This is a genomic window from Mucilaginibacter auburnensis, assembly GCF_002797815.1.
GTDB lineage: Bacteria > Bacteroidota > Bacteroidia > Sphingobacteriales > Sphingobacteriaceae > Mucilaginibacter > Mucilaginibacter auburnensis.
The window spans coordinates 1,032,397-1,056,313 of record NZ_PGFJ01000002.1 but is presented as its reverse complement, the minus strand read 5'-3'; the positions used below and the strand labels follow the sequence as shown (position 1 = coordinate 1,056,313).

Genomic DNA, 23,917 nt, shown 5'->3' with positions numbered 1-23,917 from the left:
TTATATTTGCATCCCCACAAGCAACTCTCACAGGTTGTTGTTATGCCCGGATGGCGAAATTGGTAAACGTTGCGGTCTCAGAAGCCGTTGAGAATTGTCTCTTGAGAGTTCGAGTCTCTCTTCGGGCACATCCAAAAAGGAAGATCCGGATGCACAGATCAAAAAATGATTTAGCATCCGGATTAATTATATAGGCCCGGGTGGCGAAATTGGTAGACGCACCATCTTGAGGGGGTGGCATTCGTAAGGATGTACGAGTTCGAATCTCGTTCCGGGCACTTTTCTTATTTACCACAGCACTTTCAGTAAATTCATTTTCCTAATCAACCAGATCACTACAATTGCCAAAATAGTTACCAATACTAAATTAAACCATACGCTTGTAGAAGGTGTGCTTTGTTTTATTGAATGCGTTTGATTTAAAGCCGTTTTAACTTCTGTTGACGATTTTGTGTCAACCTGAGCATCCTCATTTGTTGTTACATCATTATACACTGATGTTTGTTCAAGTATTTGTACAGGTACTTTTTTGGGCTTAGACCTGGCTATAAAACGGGTATACCCCAAACTGTTTACATTGAGCACTACAGACAGGTCTTCGTTTTCAAAGTAAGCAGAAGTGTCATTCGCTGTTTGTAATGGCGATAAGTAACCGCTTAAAGCGCCACCTGCTACGGTTACAATGGTGTCGACTTGCCTCATTCTAAAGGTTTTTGTTTTGTCCACAACCAACAGGCTTTTATGAGTAGATGTATCACCGGTAGTTTTTATTTTAGTTGTTGAGGCATAATTATCAGTAATGTGCATTTTTTTTGCGCATCCGGATAAAACAATTAAGCAAAGTATGATAAGGTAATTTTTCATTTAATAAATTGTGTTACGGCATAGATCTGCCGGGTTAGTCTAATTTTTCTGTACACGCCGTCGCCTTCCCGGCTACCGGCGTCATTTGTGTTTCCTTCAACGGTATTTACTGTGGTGCTTGTCCATTTGTCAACAAAACCAACATGAGCAATGCGGCCTTTCTCCTTAAAATAAATGCCGAATACATCACCTGTAAGCGGAGTACGATTGTTTTGGGCGTTGCGCTTCCATACCTGGTTTTTAGAAATGAATAAGGCCGGGCAATACCCATTTTGAGGATTGGACACATTGTTTTGACCAAGCACCCAACACACAAATGCTGCACACCACGGATTGCCTTTTGGTAGACCTACATATTTAAGGTAGGCCTCAACCTGTTTGCCATCATTATTGCCTGTAAGTTCGCGGATGCCTATCTGGCTGGCATAGGTACGCTGTACGCTTGCCCTTGTATCACTTGATTGAGCAACACAAGCGAAAACATTAATAAAAAGTAAACCGATAATGAGATAATAATTTTTAGCCATGCCGGTAAATGCTTAAAGTCGTTAATAAATTCCTGTTCAAAATAAGTGCGCAGCGACAGCCAGTTTAACTTAAGAGTTATCCAAACTACCGATTGAAAAATACAGAAGCTGATAATGGCGGTAATAGGTATTTGTAATACGCCGATGTCATAGCTGCCGGCTGTTGGATCTATGGCTCGCAATAATACCGGCGAGACCCAAAACAACAATATTGCAGCTGCCATAAGCAGGTATTCATTGTATTTTAAAAAGAAGCTATGCGGTGAAGCTTTGTGTTTAGTTTTGCTTTCCATAAAGTTGGTATTGAAGGTGATTAATTCTTGATTCCATTTGACGGATAGTAGTTTCCAGGTGTTTTATCTTGTTGAGGTATTCCCGTTCGCGCTTTTGCTGCTGATGGATGACACGCATATTTTCAGTCTCTTTTTTTTGGAGATTTAGTATTTGCTGTGCCTGGTTTTTTAATTGGTCGCCCTGCAGGTTGAGTTGCGCACGCAGATCACCAAGCATAGTGCTGTATACCTCGGTATTGAAAAGCTGTGTTTCGGCGACAGTTTTTTTGCGGCTTGCCAAAAATGTTATCAGCGCAGCGCATGCTGCCGAGCACAGCAAGGGCAGGAGAGTGGAGATCATAGTAGTGGGTTTAATGGTAAAGTAATGGTTGGAAATGACTGTTAATCGCAGTGCGTGTGTAGTCAGAACATCTCAAACTGAGAGAAATGCTACGCGGCACATTGATGAGCTATTTTGATATATTAGCGTAATATTTATTCTGAAGGTTGGTTACTATTTTTTTCTCGACACTGATTAAGAACGAGGTGTCTGTACCCGCACGTTTAAGTAGTAAGCATTTCATCGGACTTGATGGTTTACGCGGGGTGGCGATAATAATTGTTATGCTAAGCCATGTATTTATGGATACCCGCTTTAGTAAATATTTTGCAGGTGATATTGGTGTTGAGATTTTTTTCGTAATAAGTGGCTTTTTGATCACTTCATTGCTTATCAAAGAAAAAATTGTCTTTAATAAGATTTCTCTTAAAAGATTTTACATCAGGAGGCTATTCAGGATATTACCGGTAGCCTATCTGTATTTACTAACGCTTTTACTCCTTAGTTACTTCTCGGTACTTAAAGTTGACTTAAAATCATTTTTGTCTGCCGCGTTTTTTTATCAGAATATACCTTTCATAAAAGGCGACAGTTGGTATGTTGGTCATTTTTGGAGCTTGTCTGTTGAGGAGCAGTTTTACATTTTGTTTCCTTTTCTGTTAGTCACCAGCATAAACAAATACATTAAAGTGGTTATGTGTCTTATTGTATTTATTCCCATAATAGCGTTTTTAGGCTACACAAATACGGGGGCATTTTACACCAATCACTTACTTCACGCAGCTGCATTCGTGATCATCAATCTTTTTGGAAAAACCGTGTGTATATTAATAGGGTCATTTGCCGCCATATTGTTATTCAAAGGTGTAGTGGTGATTAAAAGCACAAGTTCGAATAGATATTTAAGTTTTGTGCTTTTTATAATCGCAGTATTAATTCATACCGAGAAATTTATATTGCCAATACCATACTGCGGCTTGTTTGTGTTCCCATCCCTTATTGCAACGGTAATTGTTCTTAACCTTAACCCGTTTAGCTTTTTCACCCAACTGTTAAGCAATCCAATCATCCGTTTTATCGGTTTAATATCTTACAGCATTTATATCTGGCAGCAATTATTTTTACTATCAACCGACAGTGTTTTAACGTCTTCAAAGCTAATCAACATTGCTGGCGCGCTTGGCGTTGCTTCAATATCCTATTATTTTTTTGAAAAGCCAATGTTGAAATTGAGGCGCCGTTTTGCTGATGGTGGTTAAGCGGATTGAAGTAGGGAGGCTTAAGGGTTTTAAGTGTTGTTTGTTAAGACAGGGGGAATTGAGGTTGCTGTTTATTAAAAATAATTTCTTGTTGATAAGAGGTCGATTTAGATGCTTATTACAAACTTAAATTTTCTCACCAATTAGATTTTGCTCTAAAACGGAATGTCCATCAAAATACATAGATCCTTCAACGTCACGTATTTCATATCCATTCTCTTTTAGAAGTGCAATAACTTTATTTGCATCAGAAAAGGCGTCAGGAATGAATTCAAACATCACATAACGCGGATATATCCCAATCTTAAAAAAGCTAACTAAAATATTAAACTCCTGACCCTCTACATCTAACTTTACGAGGTCTATAGTTTTTAAGTTATATTTTTTAGTCAAATCGTAAATATTAAACGATGCCGAACTAAAGCTATCTAAACCCTCATCTGTTTTTGAAATTTGGGTATTTCCCATATTCCAATACGCGGGAATTGATATATTCAAAATTTCATTACTTTCGCTCAATGCACCTAAAATAGGTTTTACTTGTCGAAATTTATTTATTTGAATGTTGTTCAATAAATAGGTAAATGTTTTCGGATTAACTTCTATCGCAAATATCTCTTTTGATTGGTCTTTATCGTCTTGTGCACATTCTAATGCATATTGACCAATATGCGCTCCTAAATCAAGTATTACTCTAGAGTTTCTTGCTATTCGTTTAAATAGTGCTAAACTCACAGGCTCATAATTCCCGTGATAATATATTTGAGTTTGAACCCAATCATCAAAATCTATTAAAAGTTTTAAGCCAGATGGAGTCTCATATTTAAGCAAGTCTAAGTTGAATACACGTTTTAATAAGCCTAAAATTCTTAATCTAGTTGGAAAGTCTTTAGATTTCGAAAGCGACATTAATACTTTATGCTGCCAGTCTTTACCTCTAGGTTTTATGATTGTTTGATGTTGAGCCATTGTGCGAACATATTAAAATATATCAGCATTAAAAAGCAAGACAAATTGACTTTGTTAGACAAAATTAAAACGGCTTCAAAACAAAGGACGATGAAGTCGGAGTAACATCCATATTAAACAACCTAGCGTGATTGTCGTTCCCGCTTAGGTCCCTTACTCCATTCCCAATTAGAGATTTGTCGAGTAAAGGTGAGAAATCAAGTGACTCAATTTTATCAAAATTATACCAGAGTAGCAAATACTCTGTCACGCACGGATTATTTCCCACACCACTGTTATAATTAATTACTATTTGGTCTTCACGTAAAACCTTGGAGTATATTCTAAATTCATCTACAAGGGCATTGCTATTAAGCGTGCCGGTATAATATCTGAAAAAATTTATTGACTTTATATAATTTGGCGCATAAGCAGCAATTGAAGACATCGTACTCATGAGGTATCCGTTAAGATAGAATTTAGAATAGTTTTCGACTTTGTCAATACACCATACACAATGGGCTTTTAATCCATCTTCTGATTCTGGCCAGTAAGATTGACCGACTAATCCACCGGATTGGCTGTCGAATCTTAACAACCGTGCACTTCCATTAGTATTAAAATTAAGCGTAGCATCTTTCAAATCATCATATATACTAAATATATAACCATTATTGATTGTAATGTCTTTATACAACCACAACTCAATAGTCAGCTTATCTGGTAAAACATAGTTTACTAAACGGGGAACGTCCATATAGTCATTAATCCCATCGGGTTTAATGCCATTTCCAAACCCAAACGCTGCCGGCAGCGCACGATTCCAACCAACACCTTTAACCCCGCGTACTTTATGGTTTAATCCGTTTCTATTCGCCATAATTATTCATCGTAATTGCCACCACCCACTACTATAGTTAATTGTTCGCCTGATGACAGTGCTGCAAGCAGTTTGGCTTCCAGGTTCATGCCGTAATTCAGGTCAATAAATGGGTTGCCGTCGCTGTCTATTTGCAGCCATGGCAGGTTTCCGCGGTTCAAACCGCTAACTACCGGCACCGATCCATTTGTTCCTGCTGCTGCAGGTACAGTTATATGCCCCATTAACGAGATGTTTGTACCGTCGTTCACCTGTAACAGTACTGTTTTTTGCGTAGCGCTGGTTGATGATATTGCCATCAATGTTACGCGGCTGCCCTCGCTTGATGGTGCAAATACCTGCTTGGCTGTAGTGCCGTCTGCACTATTGTAAGCAGTTGGTTTGAACCGTACCGCTTTAGTAAAAAATATTTCTGTGTTTTTAGCCATTTTATTTATAGTTTGAGTATTTAAAAGCTTTTATCATTAAGCTATCCTGGTTAAGCTCGCTTATTTTTCGTCTTACTTCGTTTACCGCTTCAACCAGGTTTCCCTTAGCGTCTGTTTGCAACTCTGCCTTTTCTCCGGTTACATTTAAAACGTCTTGCTTTGTCGCGTAATTAGCCAATTCAACGCCAATGGTGCTTATAGTGCCTGGTTCAACATAGGCAACGGCAATCTCAATGGTAGCATCGGGTATAGGTGGTTTTACAGGGTTAGCGGATGTAGTTCCTTCTATAAGATGAAGCATACCTGATGCATCGCCATAAATAACATCATAGCGGCCATTAACCGGGTCTGCATCAGAGAGTAAAAAATCTTCTGCGCTTACCGTACTGTAGTTGTTGCCGTTTATTCGCCATGTTGCAGGGTGGATGGTTACTGTTTGCCCGGATACAGAAGCTTCGCCGCCTAAAACAAGTCCGTCGGCTATACCACCAACCGGAGCATCTATCCATTCTGCATTCCCGTCAGCATTGTCAATTTTTGCTAATATTTGCCCGGCAGTTCCCCCTGCAGGAACTTTAAGTAACCCATTTATTTGCGCCTGCAGTTTCCCAATTGCACCTAAAATACTATCAGTGGCAGACACGGCAGCAGTGTTTAAAAAATTTACGCCTGATAAAAGCGTTGATAACACTCGTGAAGTGGTAAAATATTTATTGGTGCTGCCCTCGGGCACTGCATCAGTACTACCGGGTGAGGCTACTAATAAAACATAAGTTGAGCCGCTCCAGCGGTATTGCGCGTTGTCGTTTAAAGTGATGTATATTTTTCCTGTTTCGCCCGTTGCCGGTAAACCTGCCAGGTTAACGTATTCCAATACATCATCCACGTAACTTGGTAACTGAGTAGCGGGAATCTTCCCGGAAACAAGGTCGGCTTTGGTGTTAAATAATGCGCTTAAGTCGTCGTTATCTAAAGGGTCGCCCGTCAAACTTTCAAACGATAGTTCTCCCCAATCAGTATCCCAATTAGTGCTGCTACTTTTCAATAGGATCTGCCCTGAAGTGCCGCCAATTGGCAAGCCGGGACTTATCAATGATATACCATTTCCCCAAAGTCCGGCAGTTTTAGGGCCATAAAGCGTGTAAGTGCTTGTGTTCAGGTAAAAATCGCCATTTACACCGGTGACCGAGTTAGATGGAATGGAGTTACCGCTTAACAAGCTGAAGCCATTGGTTCCGTTAGCGCCATTGATACCGGGAGTTCCCTGTGGCCCTTGCGGACCGGTTTGCATGGAGAATACCTGGCTCCAGGTTCCGGCGGTTTTTTTGTAAAATATGCCGTTGCCTGTGTTAATGTAAGTGTCGTTATCGCTTCCAATAAAATTGCCCGGTGTTCCAACTCCATAAAGTATGGTTCCGTCGGTTGTTCCTGATGATGCAGGGATAGTGTACACCACAGTCCAAACACCCAAAACCTTTTGAGCAAACGCGCCTGTATCGGTCTTGATAAACAGGTCGCCATTTTTGCCGCTGTTGTTTGCCGGCAGGGTGGTGCCGAATGATATTTTTGCGCCAACTGTTAAATTATCGCCAATAAATTGAAGCAGACTGGCAAATGCAAATTGGTAGTCGGCACCGTTGCTTACCAATAATGATATATCGTTAGCATTTATACCGGATGCTAAAGGTAATTCGCTGAGTTTTTTATCTGCCATATTAGTTATCTGTTAATGGTAAGTAGTTGGTCTGGCTGTATGAGCCACCCGGATAATTGAAATCCGATTTATCTACCGCCCGTATGCGCGGGCCCGATTGTCGGGCTGTTCTGTTTTTGCCATTATCTTCCCAAAGCGGAAAATCATCTCTATGATCGCGCAAAAATTTCTGTACCTCGTTCGCGTGAGCATTAGCTACGCTGCGTTGCTGTTGAACCAGTTTGCTAAGCTCGGCAGGAGAGAGCCGGATGCTTTGGTCTGCTTGTTTTTGAACCGGGCCGGTTGAGGTATAACGTATCGCATCGGCTTCAATAAATCGGGAAAACGCGAAGTATAAAAGCGTTGGCAGTAAGCCCTCATATAATACAATGTGTCCACGTTTGTTTAAATACTCGCTGCCATTCAGCAGATCTTTGTAATGCTGCGGAGCATCGTCTTTTATTGTTCCGTCTTCATTAAAATGTTTGATAAAGTCAAAGTATAAAGTGCGTCCTAAAAAGGGTTTGAGGTCAAGATCCTGCGCTTTTGTGATGAATACTTTAAGGCGCTCGGGCTTTACGTTTGCAGAAATATCCTCGTATCGCTGAAACGTGAGTTGGTCTATTAAGATCATAAGATGGGTTATGCTACCATGTTTTCAGCCTCGTGCTGTTTGAAGCCGTAGGCATGAATTAGAATCGCTATTTTGTTTTCGCGTGGAATGTCAGATAACAGCAGTTGATTGATGGAGGAACCAGCGGTTCTACCCGGACTGTCATCTGCAACCGTAGCAGGCACAGGTATTATATTCCAGTTGCCGGATGGATTGATGTTAGTATAAAAGTTTTTGAATATCTCTTCAAACGTTTCTGATAGTTCTAACCTATCCGGTGCGGTATTGTCGTTGAATTCACGTATCGCTTCTTTTTTTTCACCGCCATTGCTCAAGCCCGATGATTTTTCAGCGTTGATCAGTTCTTTCGGAACCGAAAAGCCTTTGATGATGCGCGCCTCAACAGAACGCTCCGTGCTTTCAAAAAGCTTGTCATTATTTTGAATGGAGTACGGCTGGAACTCGGGTTTCTGGCTCTCGTCTTCATACTCGATCACAATGATCTTTTGCGCGCTTTTAGCTCCCTGGAAAGTGCCGAGGTCTTTTTCTAATTGAGATGGACTGTTACCAACGCTTTGTTCGGTATCACCGCCGGCGTTATCCGCTTCTTCTCTACGCGATTGCATAAAGAGCATGGTTGACGGCAAGAACCCGGTGGTTACTTCACGGTTATTGAAAGTTTTAATACCGGCTTCGGTTTCAAAGTCTTCCCAAACGCTGTCAGCTTCAATCAATGGGTAATCATCAACCGCTGGGTTAAAGTAGTAAAGTTGCCCTTTATAGTTTTTCCAGCCGCCTGCCTTGGTAACCTGTTTTTTTATTGTTTCGGCATCCGGATTATACTTATCAATAAAGCATACTTTGCTGCGGGTAATGTGTTTCCATGTTTTCCGGCCCCAGTCTGAGTAGATAGCGTATTTATCGGCAGTATCAGCATTGTCAATATCACCCATGCGGATATCTTCAAACTTTACGTAATTAACAGACGCTATTTTATAGTTGGCATTATAATTAACATGTATGCCAAAGCCGGTAAACAAGGCAATATCCTTAGCTACAGCTTTTAAAAGCTTGGCAAGTGTGAGCCCTCGGCTGTTAATTACCAGCTTGCCCAGTTCTTTTTGTTCAAAGCCATTACCTGCTATAAATTTTGCGCGCTTGTTCCAGCAATCTTTAGCAGTAGGCGATTGGGCCACCAGTTCCAGCATGCGTTGCGGATAGGCGTTATCCATATCATAGTTAAGTATGCCAAAGGTTTGGTTAGGCCTAACTATAATACGTCGCTCAATTTGTGGCAGATAGGTTTTCATGTATTAGGTTTTGTTTTTATTAAGATTTAAGATTTCCGGCAGGTAGTAAGTACCTGCCGGAACAGTTTTAGACAGTTAGTGCCTCAATAGCAGCAATTGTGCTGGCATAGGTAGCCGGGCCGCTTACCGGTGGGATTGACACCGCACGTGGTGGGTAAGGCTCTTTCAATTTATCCGGGTTGGTTAGTTTTAATTTGTAACCACCATCCAGGCCTTCGTCGGCTGCGTTACGTTCGGCTTCGGTAAGGATAAGGCCATTAACAGCGCCAAAAAGTTCAACTGCAGAGTCGCTTGATTTGTAATTGTTCACCACAATAGCGCAAACACGACCATAGCCCATGGCCTGTAACTGGGCTTTGATATCAACAGATAAACCGGCAATGTTAAAGTCGATCTCCTCGGTATAACGCGGACCTACCGCTGTTTTTGCAATTTTTGAAATGGAGTTGAAGCTGTTATTGGTTCCTTGAAACTTGTAAACTTTTGCAGAGCCAACTACTGTAAGGTCTTCAACAATCAGCGGATTTAAAGTATCGTAAGAAATTGTTACATCATCCTGGTTAAAAATGTAGATCACATCTTCAACACCTGATGTTATAGGCTCATCAACGCCCAGGGCAAAGCCTGCATTTATTTTATTGTAAATAGACATGTGTGTTTAATTATTGATTTAATGAGTTATGGAATTCTTGATTTCCAATGGTGAACTATGAATGATCAATTCAATAAATCAATCATTCAATAGTTCAGTAATTGGCTTAGGCCGACAGGTAGAATAACTCGTTGGCAAATTTGAAGTTAACTGCCGCTTTCATACGGGCTTTCATGCGTACCACGTTGTCGTTGGTGTAGGGCTTCATGTAAACGGTTGACAGTTCTGATGAGTCGCCTAAAAGATCTACACCCAGGAAGAGGTTAGATGAACGCGCGCCTAAAATGGTATTAGCCTGCCAGTGGTTCATTAGTTGTAACGGAAGACCTAAGTAATCCATTTTCTTTCTGTCTGTAAAGGCGTTCAACACATTAACCGCTTTATCAGCCTGAGCTTGCGCATAAGCATAACCTACGTGTAAAGGTATTTGCAGGTTAAAATCTTCCTGGCTACGGTCTGCAGGGTCTAACTGCGCATACACGCTGCTCAACACGCCCAATACGTTGCTGGCGTTAATGTAGTTAACGGTAGCAGCTGTTGCCGAGCCGCTGAATGTTGCCGCCTTACGGGTGTTAATTTCATTGTAGTTACGCACTAATTTAAAAGTAGTTGCGCTTTGCACCTGGATAAAGTACGATTGCCCTTGCACGTCAATGCCGCCTCCGCCATTAGTAGTGTCTTTGCTGCTGCCGGTTACCGCGGTAAGGGTCACCACGTCGCCGTCAGATAAAGTTGCGGTGCTTGAAACTGTTACTATGCCGGTGTTGCTGATAGCGGTAGCGGCCATTGAAGTAGCCGATTTACCTAAGCCCACTTTGTAAACACCCGATGCTGCCGCGATGCTTGGCAATAAGCCGTCAAAGCCTGCTGTAAATGCCGCTTCTTTGGTAGCTCCTTTGCCTAACCAGTACAAACGCTCGTTAGCTATTTGTATTTTGGTAAGGTAACGCTGTACCATAAAATCCGACAGGTCAACTACGCCTTCATAATCCATAAAGGCGCCCGGTTTAAGGCTTTGGGCCTCCCATGATTGTACCAGCTTATCCCATTGTTCCTGTTTCATAAACTCGTATACAACAGGGTCAAGGTAACTTTCTTTTTGTGATGCTGTAGTTCCCTGGTCGGTAAAGGTGCCCGATGGGTTTTGCAGTACCACATCGTCATCAACGTCGAGGATCACTTTGCGCGATTTTACGTCGTTGATAACGGTTAGCAAACCACGCTTAACCGAATCGGCCTCCAGCAGTGTGCTTGCCATAAACCCGGCCAGCGCTTCGCCGGCGTAGGTGTTGTTTGTAAATGTAAATTGAGCCATAATGGTTTAGCCCCCCGGCCCCCTAAAGGGGGAGCTTTTTGATTGATTAGTTTACTGGTTTAGGGATACAGTGTATTTTGAATAGGTTATTTTGATTTTAAGAGTTCCCCCTTCAGGGGGGTAGGGGGTTAGCGCGCCACTGCCTTTTTTACAGCGTTTTGCGCTAATGTAGTTTTAGGAGCGAAGAAAGGATCAGCCTCTGTTTTGGCTTTGCTGCTGCGTTTTGATCCTTCAGGAGTAAAGTCTGATTTAATTTCGTTTTTAATTTCGGTGTGTGTTTTGTTTAACCTGCGACCGGCTTCTTCTAACGCAGCTTTAGCTTCAGTAAGTAAAGCGTTTTGGGCATGTAGCTTGGCTTTCATTTCTTGTACGAGGTTTTGAATGTCTTTTTGCTTACCGCTACGCTTAAAAAAGTTTTCGGGCAATGCTTCTTCTTCCTCATCCTCCGGCTCTGCTTCGGGTTCAACAACCTTTTCAACCTTGCCGTTTTTTACACTTATTTTTTTACCGGTTGATGTAGTGTAGCTATCGGTAATGGCGGGTTTGATCATGTCCTCATCCTGGTAGGCTTCCGCGCCTTCGCTCAATTCGCCGGCATGGTGCAGGGTGCCTTTGTCTGTAATGGTTTGCTTGTTAACCACTTTCTTAAAAAAGTTCATGATCTTATCCAAAACCGATGTTGTTTTTTCAATAAGTTCTCTGTTTTCAATGTTCATTGTGCTGTTATTTGGGTTTAAAAGTTTGTTGATGTAGCGTTGGTAAAATGCAGGCGCATTGCTGGTGTAGTTGCCGATAATGGCCGTATTGGTAATCTCGACCTGGTAATCATCAATGGAGTCAATGAATCCGAGGTCAAGCGCCTGGTCGGCAGTAAGCCAGGTTACGGCGTTGATAAGACTGTTAATGGTAACGCCGTCTAACCCGGTTTTGTCTTCGTAAATTGCCGCCAGGCGAGATTGTACCACATTCAATAAATGAATGTCTTTAAGCAGTTCATCGGCATTGCCTCCGCTGCCCGCAATGGGTTTGTGTATCATTAACAAAGCATATTTGCTCATTACAATGTTGCTGCCGGCCATCGCAACAACCGAGGCGGCGGAGGCAGCCAGCGCATCAATGTAAGTAGTTACATTACCCGGATATTTCTTTAACAGGTCGTAAATGGCAATGGCATCAAAGGCGCTGCCACCTGCCGAGCTAATGTGAACGTCTACATCGCGGCCGGCTGCTGCTTCCAACTGCAATTTTATATGGGCCGATGATAAATTACCGGTACCGATGCTGTCTGTATCGGTATCGTACAGGTAGATTTTGTGGTTCATGATGTTTTGTTGAGTCCGGAAGTCCGCAAGTCGGAAAGTCCGGAAGATTGTTTTTTTGAGTCCGAAGTCCGCAAGTCGGAAAGTCCGGAAGATTGTTTTTTTGAGTCCGAAGTCCGCAAGTCGGAAAGTCCGGAAGATTGTTTTTGTTGAGTCCGAAGTTGGGGAAGTCCGCAAGTCCGGAAGAGTTTTTGTTAGCTGGTTTTCAGGTTGCCTGATTGATCTGTGGTGCAGGTTTCGCAGACTTGAATCTGATAATCCTTTAATTAAGCGAATCAAGGTTCAGACGGTTGATACAAATATCGGTACTGTTTTTCACCAAAGTGGTGACAAAAGTGTGTCAGTAATTAAATTTTTTTTGCTGTTTGAAAATTATGCTGTTTGGCATAATTCAAAGGTCGTTATTTTATTTTTATCAGATGGTGACACAAGTGTGTCAGTAGTTGTAAAACTGTTTAGCGCCCGCCAAATAGTGCGTTCATCTTTATTAAATTTCGCTTCGGCTTCTAATACCGCCTGGTTTTTGGCAATACCTCTTATCTGAATTTGAGCATGTACCCATAAATAGATCTCGCGATAAGTGAAAAATTTATTGGTTACAAATCCGGCTTTATATAGTTCAGAAAATATGCCCTCATCAAACAGGGCGTTGGCTGTTTTTATGTTCATACCCCTCCCGTCCCCTAAAGGGGATGCTTTAGTAAATAATACTTTTAATTTTAGAAAATTTATGTTCCCCCTTCAGGGGGTTAGGGGGCTGGCCTCATAAATTCACCCTCTCCACCGTTTTAGCCAGTATGCTTTGCTGTGTGTTGATATCCTTTACATCTACATACACAGGCGGGAAGTTGTTGATCATTTGGTACGCCAAAGTATTGGCCAGATCCTTCACATCATTAGCCGGCTGACTGTAATATCTGTTGGAGTTACCGCCATCTGTATAAATACCACCAATAGCATAGCCACTGCCCGCGTTGGCTACCGAGAAATCCCTGCCGCCATAAGCTACATTAATGGCGCTTACTAAATTACGCGCCCAAGGGTTACGCATGGCTTCTGATACCACTACGGCTTCACCGGAGCGCAGATAGGCGTTGGTATCATCCGTGCGGCTGTAACCTGATAGGAGAGCCCCTTTGCCATCTGACCTGAACCGGCCGCCACCAGCAAACCCAGGCTTTTGTTTGGCTATTTCTGCTATAGACATAGCGCCCTGTGCGCCCATAAATACCGCTTGCGCAATACCTAATGCCTGACCAATAAACGGAATGCCTGCGTAGGCCTTGAACGAATCCATCACAGCCCGTTTGGTGCTAATAATAGTATCGGCTATTGAAGTGGCTTTTTTTGCCAGGAAAGCAGCTTTAAAAATAGCCGAATCTTTTTTGCTTCCTTTCATGGCTGCATCAATAAATTTGTCGCCGGCGTGTATTTTCGACTGCGTTAACTGATCTTCAAGTGCAGCTTTTTTCTTAGCATAACTTTCTTCAATTTTTGTGGTGTCTTCACCTTTTTTGCGGGCTGCCTCAATAGCAATGTGGTACTGCTGATTTGCCAGATCTATTTGCATCTGGAGCGCTCTGGTATGATGTCCGCTTTTTTCTGTTTCCTCAATTTTTTGCTGCTCTTTGCTTTCGTCAAAAGTGCTGCTTATCTGAACTTTTTTTACTGCTGCATTTCTTTGTGCATCTAAATCTTGTTGAACATTTTTGTCAAGCGATTCTTTGAAGTATTTATTCTGGTTAAAATCCAATCCCTGCATTGGTTCACCCATAGTTTTATTACTGTCAACTACAGCAGGTTTGGGATTTTTTGGTTTATTTTTGCCAGTACTAACCCTTAGGGACACCGTATTGACATCGCTTTTACCATCTTCTTGTGCAGCCAAACTGGCAATTTTGTTTGCGCCGCCACCCAGTTTTGTATATCCTTCAATCGATTTGTCGGCTTTGTCAATTATTTTTTGTGTTTCCGCAAGGCTCTTTTCCCATCGTTCATCGCTCTTTTTTTTCTCGGTTGCAATATATTGCAAAGCGTTCCCCAATCTGTAACCTCCGGATCGACCGGCTTTTTTATCTAAGTCTTGTTTTTGTTTATCCAGAGCATGCTGTTCTTGTGCATGCGCCGTATTAATTTTCTGAATCTTATATTCCGCATCCAGAACTTTGGCCGATTCTTCTGTGATTTTATTTAACGCTGCTTTGGCCCTGGCGTTTTCAATGATTGTTTGGGTGAGTTTTAAATACGTGGAATTCGCTCTGCCGTTTTTTATTTCCTCATCGGTTAATTTGCCAAAGTAGTCGGGATATTCGTTTTTTAACGTTCTTATGCTTTCGGCTCTGGCTTCATCCGAGTTTTTTACATCCGTTGCTGCCTTATAAAGCAAATTAAGCTTTGCAGTTTGAGTTGCGGCATCGCTGTTGGCGGCTTTCATTATTTCATTAAAGCCTTTAAGTTTATCAGTCATCTGGGCAACTGCTTCTTTGCCTTTGAAAAAAGAACTTATTATGCTTATTAACTCCGGTCCGAATATTAATAGTATGGATAGACCGCCGGTTAACGCCGTCGTTAATGTCAGCGCTCCGGCTTTTAAAGCATCTATTCCTGCCTTTACTGTTTCAAAGGTTAATTTAAGTTGGGTGTAATTTTCACCGATCTTAACTATAGATTCTCCCAAAGACCCATTTTGTTTACCTAAATCACTAACAACACCTGATAACTTTGAAATTTCGCCGTTAAGTTTGTTTACCGGTTGCGATAAACTATTTATCGAAACCCTTAAAGAATCAAATGCAGTTTTGTATTGATTGATAATTTGCTGCCCGGAAGCATCGATTTCTATATCTATAGATATGTTTTTGTTATTATCTGCCATAATTTTTATTATTGATTAGTTTAATTTATAGCCATGAAAGTTTTAAAATCGGAGAAATTTACAGCTCACAACTCATTGACCAAGTTTATTAATCAACAGAAGATTGAAAGAGAAGATATTCTTTCTATAAATACCCCTAATTTTGCTTCGTCAAGCGAATACGTCGTGTTCTTTTATCATGATGAAAATGTTGAACTGCCGAAGAAGGGTTTTTGGGATTAGCAACAAACGTCGTTTTTTTATGGGATATCCTTAGTTAGGCGGCGATGGCTAAGCCTTCCGCTAAGTGGAGTATTGTTTTATGTTCCGCATCCAGAATTTTGGCCGATTCTTCTGTAATTTTATTTAACGCTGCTTTGGCCTTGGCGTTTTCAATTATTGTTTGGGTCAGTTTGAAATAGGTTTCGTTTGCTTTGCCGTTTTTAAAGGCCTCGGTGCTTAGGTGTTCAAAATAGCCAGGGAATTCTTTATTTAACAGTTTTATACTTTCCGCCCTCGCCTCATCAGATTTTTTAACATCGGTTGCTGCTTTATAAAGCAAATTAAGTTTTGCAGTTTGAGTTGCGGTGTCGCTGTTGGCGGCTTTCATTATTTCATTAAAGCCTTTAAGTTTATCAGTCATCTGGGCAACTGCTCCTTTGCCTTTGAAAAAACAAGTAACAAGATTTATTATTTCCGGTAAAAAGGCAAGTACTAAACCAATGCCGCCAGTTAAAGTAGTATTTAATGCAGCTGCTTGCAACTTGAAAAGTTTTAGAACATCCTCTAATCCCTGTATAATACTTCTAAAACTACCAAACCCGGTAGCAACATTTTTAATTGTCGCATCCAGTGAAATATTTTCTTCATTTAGTTTATTGACTGAATTGGAAAATCTTGATAAGTTTTTGTCGAGAACATTAAGGGGAGTTGACAAGTTGTTAATTGCCATTCTCAAACCATCAAGAGCTCTGTTGTATTGATTCAATTGTTGTTGTCCTGAAGCACTAATTTCTACATCTATAGAAATTTTGTCGTTGTTTGCCATAATATTATAATTGATACTATATTTATTTATGAAAATTTTGAAATCTAAAGAATTTGCCGGGCATGGCCCACTGGCTACTTTTGTAAATGATAACAATATCAGGAGAGATGACATCCATGTTATTATTTCGAGTAACTCACATTCAACGGGTTGCATACTTTTCTTCTACGGCGATTCAGAGGTTGAGGAAAAAGAGCGCAATATGTGGGGTAAATTAAAAGATTAACCTACCCCAACATCATCAACTCCACCTTAGTAGCTTGCCCTTTGCGCCAGGCATCAATTTTATTAATGTAATAGTGATGCTATCGTGATCAAGGTAAACGAATGTCATGAGGCTTAGTACTAAATATCGGTTTATAGGCTTTTTTTGCTATTTTTTTGAAATTTAAATAATTCACTACATGGTCGTAAATTCGACACAAGAAACCAGTCAAGCTAAAAGCTTGTGATATTTAAGGTCGAAGTTAGTTACGCTAAACTTCGACCAGTGGGGTCGATGTATATATTATTTTTATTTGTCATATTGGTTTAGTTTTATCAAAAAAGATCATTAATCATGAAAATCTTGAAAGGCAGAAGTTTTTTAAGTTATGTGCAGCTCCTGCAATTTGTGGACGACAACTGTATCGTTAGAGAAGATATAATTGCCATAACTCAAGGTGGCGGGAGCGACTATACTATTTTTTTTTATGCTGATAAAGACCTGAAAGAAAAAGATCGCAACTTTTGGGGTAATTTAAAAGAAGATTAATCGCTTACCCCAACTTCACCAACTCTACTTTAGTAGCCTGCCCCTTGCGCCAGGCATCAATTTTATTAATATAATAGTAGGCGCTATCCTGCTCAATGTAAACCGGTACCATCAGGTCAAGCTCTAATATATCAAGCGGCGTCAGTAAAAAATAACGTACAACTTTTTTGGTTTGCTTTAGTATCTTCTCCAGTTCGGGGTAGTAGCGTTTGCGCAGGTTATCAAACTTTAAACTGGCCTGGCCATAGTTGCCTTCAATATCGGGTGCATCAACTTTATGAAAGTACGGTGTGCTTATATAGTCATTAACTATTCGGTTATTACCGCGGCCATCAGTAAATGTTACTGTTTTTCCACCGCCAAGCGGTAGCTTTTGGTCTATTAAAATGCGTGGTGCAACGCCAATGTTAAATTCATTACCGTCATGCTCGGTCATTTTTATTTGAGCTACGCTGCTGTTCATATAAGGCGATGCAAGCGTAGGTGCAAACTGGCTTTCAAACAGGTCTGCCGATGCCGGTAGCGTTGCGTCATTAACTTTAATAACCGCGTCGGCAAAGCCTATAGGCAGTACCGCGTCGTCTTCTTTGTACTTCAGTTTGTTTTCCTGCGCGTAGCCACCTAACTGAAAACTGATAGCCTTACCCTGGTCCAAACACTTATCCGACCAGTTTTTTGCCACAGGTATGTTGTTAACAATATCGCGGAAGGAGTTGAATGATACGGTACGTTTTGCATTATCGGTCTGGCAAATTATACCAAAGCGTTGCAGCGTATCTTTTAACAGGTCTTTTGCCGATATATCCGGGAATATGCGTTCGCACTGCACATTGTGCCCGTAAAGTACATTTTGCCGCTTAGTGTTAATGGTTAAGGTGGCATCTTGCTTAACAACAACGGTACCATGCTTGCTATTATTAACGTTGTACTCAACGTAAACACCTTCGCCTTGCAATAATTCTAACTCGTAAGACAGTTTGACATTGTTTGCCACACGCCGGTATAACTGCCAGGTAACAGGTTGGGTGTCTGTGCTCAGATCTATAGTGATATCGGTAAGGAAATCAGCATTGGGGTGCTTTTTTATGCGAAACACAATGCCAAAATGTTGATCCTCATTATTCTTACTCAAATCGCCCATCAACTCAACCGAAAATTCAAATACAACCGAAACAGAAAGGGTGGCCGGCGCGCGGTATACATGGTTTCCGTTATCTGTTTGCCATAAATTGCTTTTATCTACAACAGTATTATAAAATCTAAACCTGTCGGCGTAATTGTTTTTGTTAAACGTTTGGTCGGCATTGGTTTTTACAACACACCTGTACGGATCATCAGCTTCGTTGTTTTGAAAAATGGTGCCGTGTTCCCAGGCGCTGTTACTAAACTGAGCAATGAGTTTAGGATAAAGCGGATCATTCAACAAAGAACCTGAAGCCCGATATCCTGTTTTTTTAACTATCTCATCAATGGCTGTTTTGATGAAGAAACCCGGCCTTAAATAGTTAACGTTAATGGGCTGGGGATAACTTGGTAAATTGCCATAATCAATAACCGGATATATCCAGCCCGAAGTTTTGGTTTGTGATGAAGCTACGCTGTCAACGTCCCACTTATGTTCATAAGGCTTAAAAATTTCGCCCATGTCGTACAACTTACCATCAATGGCATCAAAAAAATCAACATTGCCTGATAGTATGGTTACGCTTGCCGTATCATTATCAACACTGTTCAGTTCGGCCAGGCCATAAGGGATGATCTCCAGGCCATCCTGAACCAGTTTTGCAGGATATTTTTTGTATGGAGCGTCAGAGCAAAAAGCTACATCGTCCGGAAAGCCCAGTATGCGCCGGTTGTGTTGCGTAAGCGGTATTTTGAACTGGTTAGAAGTGTTACCCTGCTGGTTTTTTACCTCGGCCAGGTTATTGATCTGGAAGGTTAGGGCAATAGGGCTGTCGTCGCTCAGGTCAACCAGCGTGTCGTTTATGTAAAGTTGAAGCATTTTAGTGAATGGTGAGTAGTGAGTGGTGAATAGTGTTTAGAAAGTAGCAGAAATCAAAATAGCTGTAGTTTCGCATTTCGGAATTTAACAACACACTATTCACCACTCACCAGGTTACTGCGTTTGTATATTAATTGCAGGCAAATTAAACGTAATGCTAAATGGTGCCTGGCCGTTACGGGTTTCGTACTCTGCGAAGGTGGCGGTGTTAAGTATAACAGTTTGCCATTTAACCGGGTTTTTGTTAACCAGCATTTGCACTTTAGGCGAGTATTTGATGGATTGCAATCCTTTTATGTCATTAACCGATAAGTCCTCGGCCATCACCTTCATTTTTTGTTCTGCGGATTTGCTAATCACGTCTTCAATGCCTTGTTGGTTCTCCCAGTCGCTAACGTATTTTTTAATGATGACCGCGTTCTGCACATCTAAGGTAACTTCCTGATTATACACAAACCTGTAATAGTTCCATGATCCGTTCAGCCCAATCCAGCGCAGATAAACGGAGTTGTCATCAATAGTTTTGTCTATGCGTACAACCTGGGTTTGTGTTACGGCATGACTAACGTTATTGCTGTCATCGTACTTAATAGTTAAGCTAAAATATTGCGCATTAGGTGGGAAATTGTTATTGATGAGCAGCCTGTTCAAACCTAATTGAGCAGCCAATGCAGTAGTTGATGCCATTTGCCCTGCAATAATGTATTTAGTGCCATCCTGATTGAGTAACCATGATCCGTCTTCGTTTAACAAAGCAACAGCTTGTGTACCACCGGGCAGCGGTTTACGGTTAACGTCAAGTAACTCCATCTCACAATACAGGTCTAAGCCTAAAATATCTTCGCTATAAATAAAACCAATGTCAAACGGATAGCTTTTGCTATAAGCCGGTTCTGCAAAATCAGTAAGCCATTTAGCCGGTTGTGCGCCGCCGGTTAAGGTTTTAAATGGTACGTAAGCTGCCATGTTACCGCCAAAGCGGTCGCCTAATTGTTTAGCGGCATAAACCACATAAAACGGGTGTTGCATGTCATAGTATGGCGATACGATCTCTTGCCCGTTCGCATCGTCATACTGTGGGGCGTATGATATGGAATAACTTGCGCTGAGGTTGGCATCCCGGTAGTTAACAAGCGCGTAATCACTCTCATCAACGGGCTTTACCAGGCTTTGCAAAAAGCTGGACAGGTCGGCCTTGACCAAACCGGTGTTGTCCGGGCGGTTAATAGATTCTATTGTTTTCTGTTGCCCGGTTGTAGCATCCTGATAAACTATTTTTGTACGTATGGCATAGTAGGGTCTTAACTTGTCAATATTAATAAAACCTGTGGCGCTTGTTGTAAAATAAGCTTCAATTACCACGGTGCTGCCGTCGGCGCGTATTACATTAAACACACCTTTGTAAGCACCCGCATTAACATAAACTTTGTCGTTCTTTAAAAGCTTACTCGTATCATTTGTATTGAGCAATAATGCCGCATAGCCGGTAATACTATCGTAGCTCACGCTGTAAACGCTAAAGTCCCGGCGCTGATAGGTGAACACTATCGGATTAAAAGCAGCGTTCCAACGGCAGATGTTTCCTCCAACTGTTACAGATGGATCATCAAGAAGCAAGTTATTCAATGTAGGGACAGCTATGTCCTGGCTGGCCGAACATCCCAGCGTGTTGGCATCGGTTACATAAACCGTTTTTAGGCCGCCGCTTAAGCCTGTAAAAACGTTGGAAGTTTGAAAATTAACATTGTCCAGACTGTATTTAATTGGTAAATAGCTGGAGTAAGCCTTTACTGTTATTTGTCCATCGGCTGCACCCGGTGTGGTTTCAAATTTGTCAACATCTATACCTAAAATTTGCAAGTTACAGGCATAAACCGGAGGCGCCGGGTTGGGCGTTTCTGATACGTTGACGATAAAGTAGTTACGGTAAAACTGTATTGACGAATTTCCATACTCATCAACCGCAACCCTAAATGTTGGGAAATTAGTGGCAATTTGCTGCGATTGGCCTGAAATGGTAATGGTGTTAACGTAACTATTGAGTGCGCCTTCACTAAACTCATCAATCTGGTAAGTTACCTCAACGTTATTACCGTTAACCGGCTGACCTGTCTCCGAGTCGTACAGATTAATATAGGCGTCGGCGTACCTATCGTTACCGTGATTTTCGTAACGTTCATCAAGCTGTATATTGGCTATTATTGGCATAGGTTAAAAATTTTGAAAGTACATGGCCGTTAATGTTATGGTGAGCGAAACACCTGTTGTATTGGCATCAAACTTATTGTATACCGGCAGGCACCTGGCTTTTGTGCCGGTTTTGATCTTAAAGTACCTGCCTTCGCTTTCGCGGTAGGTTGACGCCTTTACTATAAGCTCATTAGCTAGCTTCAGCGCCTGGCTAACATAAGTTTCGTTGTCGGCGGTGTATTGGTCAAACTCTGTTTTGAACAGGAATTCCAGTGTAAGCGTAAACGTGTTACTTACCGAGCTATTAACATGAGGCGACAGCTCAATAGGCTGAACAGGATACATAAACACGCAGGGAAAAGTGGTGATATCATCTGCCAGCGTGTTCAACTCATTAGTGGTGCCGTAGGCAAAAGCCGGGCTATTTGTAAGGCTTTGTACAATGGCTTCTATTTGGTTACGTATGGGCATTGTTAGTTGATTAGTGATTGGTTGATTAGTGATTGGTTGATTAGTGATTAGGTCTTGGTTAAGTCTTAGTTTGCCCTTAATGTTGAGCGTGTAGCAGCTCTGCATACCTTTTTTGATATTCGGCTTCGGTTTTGTTGAGCAGGAGTTTGGTTAATACGCGCTCATAGGGCATGTTCAAAACATTGTCCCATTTGCTCAGATCGCCGCCTGCGAGGGAGTTAACGGTGTTGATGTATTTAAACCGCTCAAAGTTTTGTAAGCCTGCTTTTTTTTCCAAAAGGGTAGGAGCCGATGCCAAAAGCCTGGTCTCCGTTTGTATAAGCTGGGATAGCAAATAAAAAAATGTTTCGCGATGGGCAGCGCCTCCGTTACCCTCAATTGTTTAATGGTTTCGCAAAATTCTTCTATCTTATATTCATCATACCTGTCCTTGGTAACTTTGCAGTAAAAGTAATTGGCCAACACCTTGCAGCATGCGTTTAACGATGGGTTAAAGCTTTCCTGCCAATTTTCTTCGCCATGTTTGCTTATGTGCTCGTTGATCTCGGTGGCTATAATGTCTTTTGATGCAAGGAAGGCTCCCGCTGGTTCAACAGACAGGTTATGCATCACCTTTATCTTCAATGGCTTTGTTGTATGATGGAATATTACATGCTCCGGAATTTCGTCGCTATTGTACAAATACTTGAGCTGGTTAGCTAATGACAATACAGCTTCGCCAAACACATGCAGATCATCTGCATTTTTTATGTTTTGTAATTCCTGCGTTGGCGTCCCGGATAAAATACTGATCGCATCAAGGTCATTCAGCTCAGGTTTTTCCTGCATAGCCATTAGCTGGCCCAGGGTTAATTCCTGCAGTGTGGACGGTATTTTCAGGGTGATCTTACCTGTAATGGTGGATATGGGTTTTTCTATCATGCTGATATCATTTGGTTCAATAGGTCGTTGTTATTGCTATTATTAGTGTTGAGGTGTGGCAGACGGGAACGTGTTCCGCCTGTTGCGTTTACCTTTAATTTGTTTAACGCCACATAACGCAGCGGATCGATCAGGTGGTTCCAGGTGTCAACGGGCTGGTTAGTGGCCTTGCCCGAGGCATCTGTACGCCATTTATAACGCTCCAATTCTTTACGCAGGTTGACGCTTTGGCGGGTTATGTTGAGCTTGTAGCGCTTTAAAATATCAATAGAGTGCTTAACGCTGTCGGGCCCTTTTTTGGCAGCGCTGATAAACCATCCTAATCGCTTCAATTCTTCAATTGATTTGGGTTCGGCAGAATCTGCTACTATCTCGTGACTTTTAGTTAACCCGGCCAGCAACAATCTTTTAGATACATCCTGATTGGTAAGACCGGTTTCATACAAAACTTCGTTTATCCATAACTCACCCGATTTTTGATAGACCAACAAACATCCCGTTTCATCATTGGTAAAGCCAAAGTCTAATCCCGCAGCTAACAACCTCGCATCAACAGGTATCGCATCGCATAAGTGCCAGTTGGTTAGTACCAATCCGCTTATTTTGCCGGTTAAGCCACGTGCATAAACTTTCCAACGTTCTTCGTCGTCATCTTTTAACCCCTCAATCTTTTGGCGCGAGGCATCATCCAAAAAAGGATTATGCCGATGGTCGGATATGATCAATTCAACACCCGGTTTACCCAGCAAATTATCGTGCACCCAAAAAGCGGTATTGGGGTTGTAGTCAATAAATATCCTTATCCTTGTGCGTAAAGCAAGTTCGCTGTAAATCAGCCAGTCTATACCATTTGCTTCGTTAACGAAAAGGTAGTCGCGCTTACCCGACTTTGCATCCTGATCATTATCATAGCTCTTAAACTCAATGATAGAGCCATTATGAAACTCAAATATCCGGTCGGTTTTATTAAAGCTTTTAACCGCGCTTTTTATCTCTTCTGAGTCGTTGTATATTTTCAGCGCATCTCTGAGCGCGCCCGCTTTTAGGTTCGGAATATCCTGCCCAACAACCGTAATAACCAGATTGCCGGTTTCGCAGGCTTTACAAAACAGCACCTGCTCAATGGCAAATGTTTTGCCCGAACTGGTACCGCCCTGATTGACCACCACCTGAGCCGTAGCGGCATAGTTGCGCCTGAACAGTATTGATGCCTGTGCTGCCATACTTGTAGTTTAAATGTTTGTTTTTTAAGCGCAG

The 23,917-nt window shown here is 41.6% G+C and carries 25 protein-coding genes and 2 tRNA genes; 6 read left to right on the top strand and 21 right to left on the bottom strand.

Annotation, left to right across the window (positions count from 1 at the left end; genetic code table 11):
• Positions 1 to 44 precede the first annotated feature (44 nt).
• Both CLV57_RS15440 and CLV57_RS15435 read left to right on the top strand, forming a co-directional pair.
• A tRNA-Leu gene (locus CLV57_RS15440) sits at positions 45 to 128 on the top strand.
• Between the two features lie 66 nt (positions 129 to 194).
• Positions 195 to 278: transfer RNA gene (locus tag CLV57_RS15435), tRNA-Leu, on the top strand.
• A gap of 10 nt (positions 279 to 288) precedes the next feature.
• On the opposite strand, the gene CLV57_RS15430 is transcribed toward CLV57_RS15435, so the two are convergent.
• From CLV57_RS15430 to CLV57_RS15420, 4 genes are read right to left on the bottom strand one after another with little or no spacing between them, the layout of a single operon-like run.
• Positions 289 to 864, bottom strand: a complete 576-nt coding sequence (locus CLV57_RS15430) for a hypothetical protein (protein WP_100342282.1) — start codon at positions 862 to 864, stop codon at positions 289 to 291.
• The gene (locus tag CLV57_RS15425) at positions 861 to 1,391 is read right to left on the bottom strand and encodes a CHAP domain-containing protein (protein ID WP_100342281.1); all 531 of its coding nucleotides are present in this window, start codon (positions 1,389 to 1,391) and stop codon (positions 861 to 863) included. Before CLV57_RS15425 ends, CLV57_RS15430 begins: the two co-directional genes overlap by 4 nt.
• Positions 1,277 to 1,684 carry a hypothetical protein gene (locus CLV57_RS18415; protein ID WP_157799179.1) on the bottom strand — a complete coding sequence of 136 codons (408 nt, stop codon included), beginning with the start codon at positions 1,682 to 1,684 and terminating at the stop codon, positions 1,277 to 1,279. Before CLV57_RS18415 ends, CLV57_RS15425 begins: the two co-directional genes overlap by 115 nt.
• The gene (locus tag CLV57_RS15420) at positions 1,668 to 2,024 is read right to left on the bottom strand and encodes a hypothetical protein (protein WP_100342280.1); all 357 of its coding nucleotides are present in this window, start codon (positions 2,022 to 2,024) and stop codon (positions 1,668 to 1,670) included. The genes CLV57_RS18415 and CLV57_RS15420 overlap by 17 nt, the downstream gene beginning before the upstream one ends.
• A gap of 146 nt (positions 2,025 to 2,170) precedes the next feature.
• On the opposite strand from CLV57_RS15420, the gene CLV57_RS15415 reads away from it, so the two are divergent.
• Complete coding sequence (locus tag CLV57_RS15415; protein ID WP_157799178.1) at positions 2,171 to 3,262, top strand: acyltransferase family protein; 1,092 nt, start codon at positions 2,171 to 2,173, stop codon at positions 3,260 to 3,262.
• 126 nt (positions 3,263 to 3,388) lie between these two features.
• Here CLV57_RS15415 and CLV57_RS15410 read toward each other — a convergent pair whose 3' ends face one another.
• From CLV57_RS15410 to CLV57_RS15360, 11 genes are all read right to left on the bottom strand, one after another.
• On the bottom strand, positions 3,389 to 4,231 hold the full coding sequence (locus CLV57_RS15410; protein ID WP_100342278.1) for an FkbM family methyltransferase: 843 nt from the start codon (positions 4,229 to 4,231) through the stop codon (positions 3,389 to 3,391).
• Between the two features lie 64 nt (positions 4,232 to 4,295).
• Positions 4,296 to 5,090 carry a LamG-like jellyroll fold domain-containing protein gene (locus tag CLV57_RS15405; RefSeq protein WP_100342277.1) on the bottom strand — a complete coding sequence of 265 codons (795 nt, stop codon included), beginning with the start codon at positions 5,088 to 5,090 and terminating at the stop codon, positions 4,296 to 4,298.
• A gap of 2 nt (positions 5,091 to 5,092) precedes the next feature.
• Positions 5,093 to 5,518 carry a hypothetical protein gene (locus CLV57_RS15400; protein WP_100342276.1) on the bottom strand — a complete coding sequence of 142 codons (426 nt, stop codon included), beginning with the start codon at positions 5,516 to 5,518 and terminating at the stop codon, positions 5,093 to 5,095.
• 1 nt (position 5,519) lies between these two features.
• Entirely contained in the window at positions 5,520 to 7,232 is a 1,713-nt protein-coding gene (locus CLV57_RS15395; RefSeq protein WP_100342275.1) for a hypothetical protein, read from the bottom strand.
• 1 nt (position 7,233) lies between these two features.
• The gene (locus CLV57_RS15390; RefSeq protein ID WP_100342274.1) at positions 7,234 to 7,845 is read right to left on the bottom strand and encodes a DUF6712 family protein; all 612 of its coding nucleotides are present in this window, start codon (positions 7,843 to 7,845) and stop codon (positions 7,234 to 7,236) included.
• An 8-nt stretch (positions 7,846 to 7,853) separates the two neighbouring features.
• The gene (locus tag CLV57_RS15385; protein WP_100342273.1) at positions 7,854 to 9,134 is read right to left on the bottom strand and encodes a hypothetical protein; all 1,281 of its coding nucleotides are present in this window, start codon (positions 9,132 to 9,134) and stop codon (positions 7,854 to 7,856) included.
• Positions 9,135 to 9,201: 67 nt separating this feature from the next.
• On the bottom strand, positions 9,202 to 9,786 hold the full coding sequence (locus tag CLV57_RS15380; protein WP_100342272.1) for a hypothetical protein: 585 nt from the start codon (positions 9,784 to 9,786) through the stop codon (positions 9,202 to 9,204).
• Positions 9,787 to 9,892: 106 nt separating this feature from the next.
• Positions 9,893 to 11,101: a hypothetical protein gene (locus CLV57_RS15375; protein ID WP_100342271.1), complete on the bottom strand. Its 1,209-nt coding sequence runs from the start codon at positions 11,099 to 11,101 to the stop codon at positions 9,893 to 9,895.
• Positions 11,102 to 11,229: 128 nt separating this feature from the next.
• Complete coding sequence (locus CLV57_RS15370; protein ID WP_100342270.1) at positions 11,230 to 12,423, bottom strand: head maturation protease, ClpP-related; 1,194 nt, start codon at positions 12,421 to 12,423, stop codon at positions 11,230 to 11,232.
• Between the two features lie 369 nt (positions 12,424 to 12,792).
• On the bottom strand, positions 12,793 to 13,089 hold the full coding sequence (locus tag CLV57_RS15365) for a hypothetical protein (protein ID WP_100342269.1): 297 nt from the start codon (positions 13,087 to 13,089) through the stop codon (positions 12,793 to 12,795).
• Positions 13,090 to 13,183: 94 nt separating this feature from the next.
• Positions 13,184 to 15,295: a hypothetical protein gene (locus CLV57_RS15360; RefSeq protein ID WP_100342268.1), complete on the bottom strand. Its 2,112-nt coding sequence runs from the start codon at positions 15,293 to 15,295 to the stop codon at positions 13,184 to 13,186.
• 33 nt (positions 15,296 to 15,328) lie between these two features.
• Between CLV57_RS15360 and CLV57_RS15355 the strand changes: the two genes are divergently transcribed.
• Complete coding sequence (locus CLV57_RS15355) at positions 15,329 to 15,517, top strand: hypothetical protein (RefSeq protein ID WP_100342267.1); 189 nt, start codon at positions 15,329 to 15,331, stop codon at positions 15,515 to 15,517.
• A gap of 34 nt (positions 15,518 to 15,551) precedes the next feature.
• On the opposite strand, the gene CLV57_RS15350 is transcribed toward CLV57_RS15355, so the two are convergent.
• Positions 15,552 to 16,322, bottom strand: a complete 771-nt coding sequence (locus CLV57_RS15350) for a hypothetical protein (protein ID WP_100342266.1) — start codon at positions 16,320 to 16,322, stop codon at positions 15,552 to 15,554.
• Positions 16,323 to 16,350: 28 nt separating this feature from the next.
• On the opposite strand from CLV57_RS15350, the gene CLV57_RS15345 reads away from it, so the two are divergent.
• Positions 16,351 to 16,548 carry a hypothetical protein gene (locus CLV57_RS15345; protein ID WP_100342265.1) on the top strand — a complete coding sequence of 66 codons (198 nt, stop codon included), beginning with the start codon at positions 16,351 to 16,353 and terminating at the stop codon, positions 16,546 to 16,548.
• 333 nt (positions 16,549 to 16,881) lie between these two features.
• A complete protein-coding gene (locus tag CLV57_RS15340) occupies positions 16,882 to 17,076 on the top strand; it encodes a hypothetical protein (protein ID WP_100342264.1) in 195 nt (64 codons plus the stop codon).
• 4 nt (positions 17,077 to 17,080) lie between these two features.
• Here the strand turns inward: CLV57_RS15340 and CLV57_RS15335 are convergent, their stop codons facing one another.
• From CLV57_RS15335 to CLV57_RS15315, 5 genes are all read right to left on the bottom strand, one after another.
• Complete coding sequence (locus tag CLV57_RS15335; protein ID WP_100342263.1) at positions 17,081 to 19,078, bottom strand: hypothetical protein; 1,998 nt, start codon at positions 19,076 to 19,078, stop codon at positions 17,081 to 17,083.
• A 114-nt stretch (positions 19,079 to 19,192) separates the two neighbouring features.
• Positions 19,193 to 21,286, bottom strand: a complete 2,094-nt coding sequence (locus CLV57_RS15330; protein WP_100342262.1) for a hypothetical protein — start codon at positions 21,284 to 21,286, stop codon at positions 19,193 to 19,195.
• Between the two features lie 3 nt (positions 21,287 to 21,289).
• Positions 21,290 to 21,739: a hypothetical protein gene (locus CLV57_RS15325; protein ID WP_100342261.1), complete on the bottom strand. Its 450-nt coding sequence runs from the start codon at positions 21,737 to 21,739 to the stop codon at positions 21,290 to 21,292.
• A gap of 195 nt (positions 21,740 to 21,934) precedes the next feature.
• The gene (locus tag CLV57_RS15320; protein ID WP_100342260.1) at positions 21,935 to 22,660 is read right to left on the bottom strand and encodes a hypothetical protein; all 726 of its coding nucleotides are present in this window, start codon (positions 22,658 to 22,660) and stop codon (positions 21,935 to 21,937) included.
• Entirely contained in the window at positions 22,657 to 23,883 is a 1,227-nt protein-coding gene (locus CLV57_RS15315; RefSeq protein ID WP_100342259.1) for a PBSX family phage terminase large subunit, read from the bottom strand. The genes CLV57_RS15320 and CLV57_RS15315 overlap by 4 nt, the downstream gene beginning before the upstream one ends.
• Positions 23,884 to 23,917: the final 34 nt, after the last annotated feature.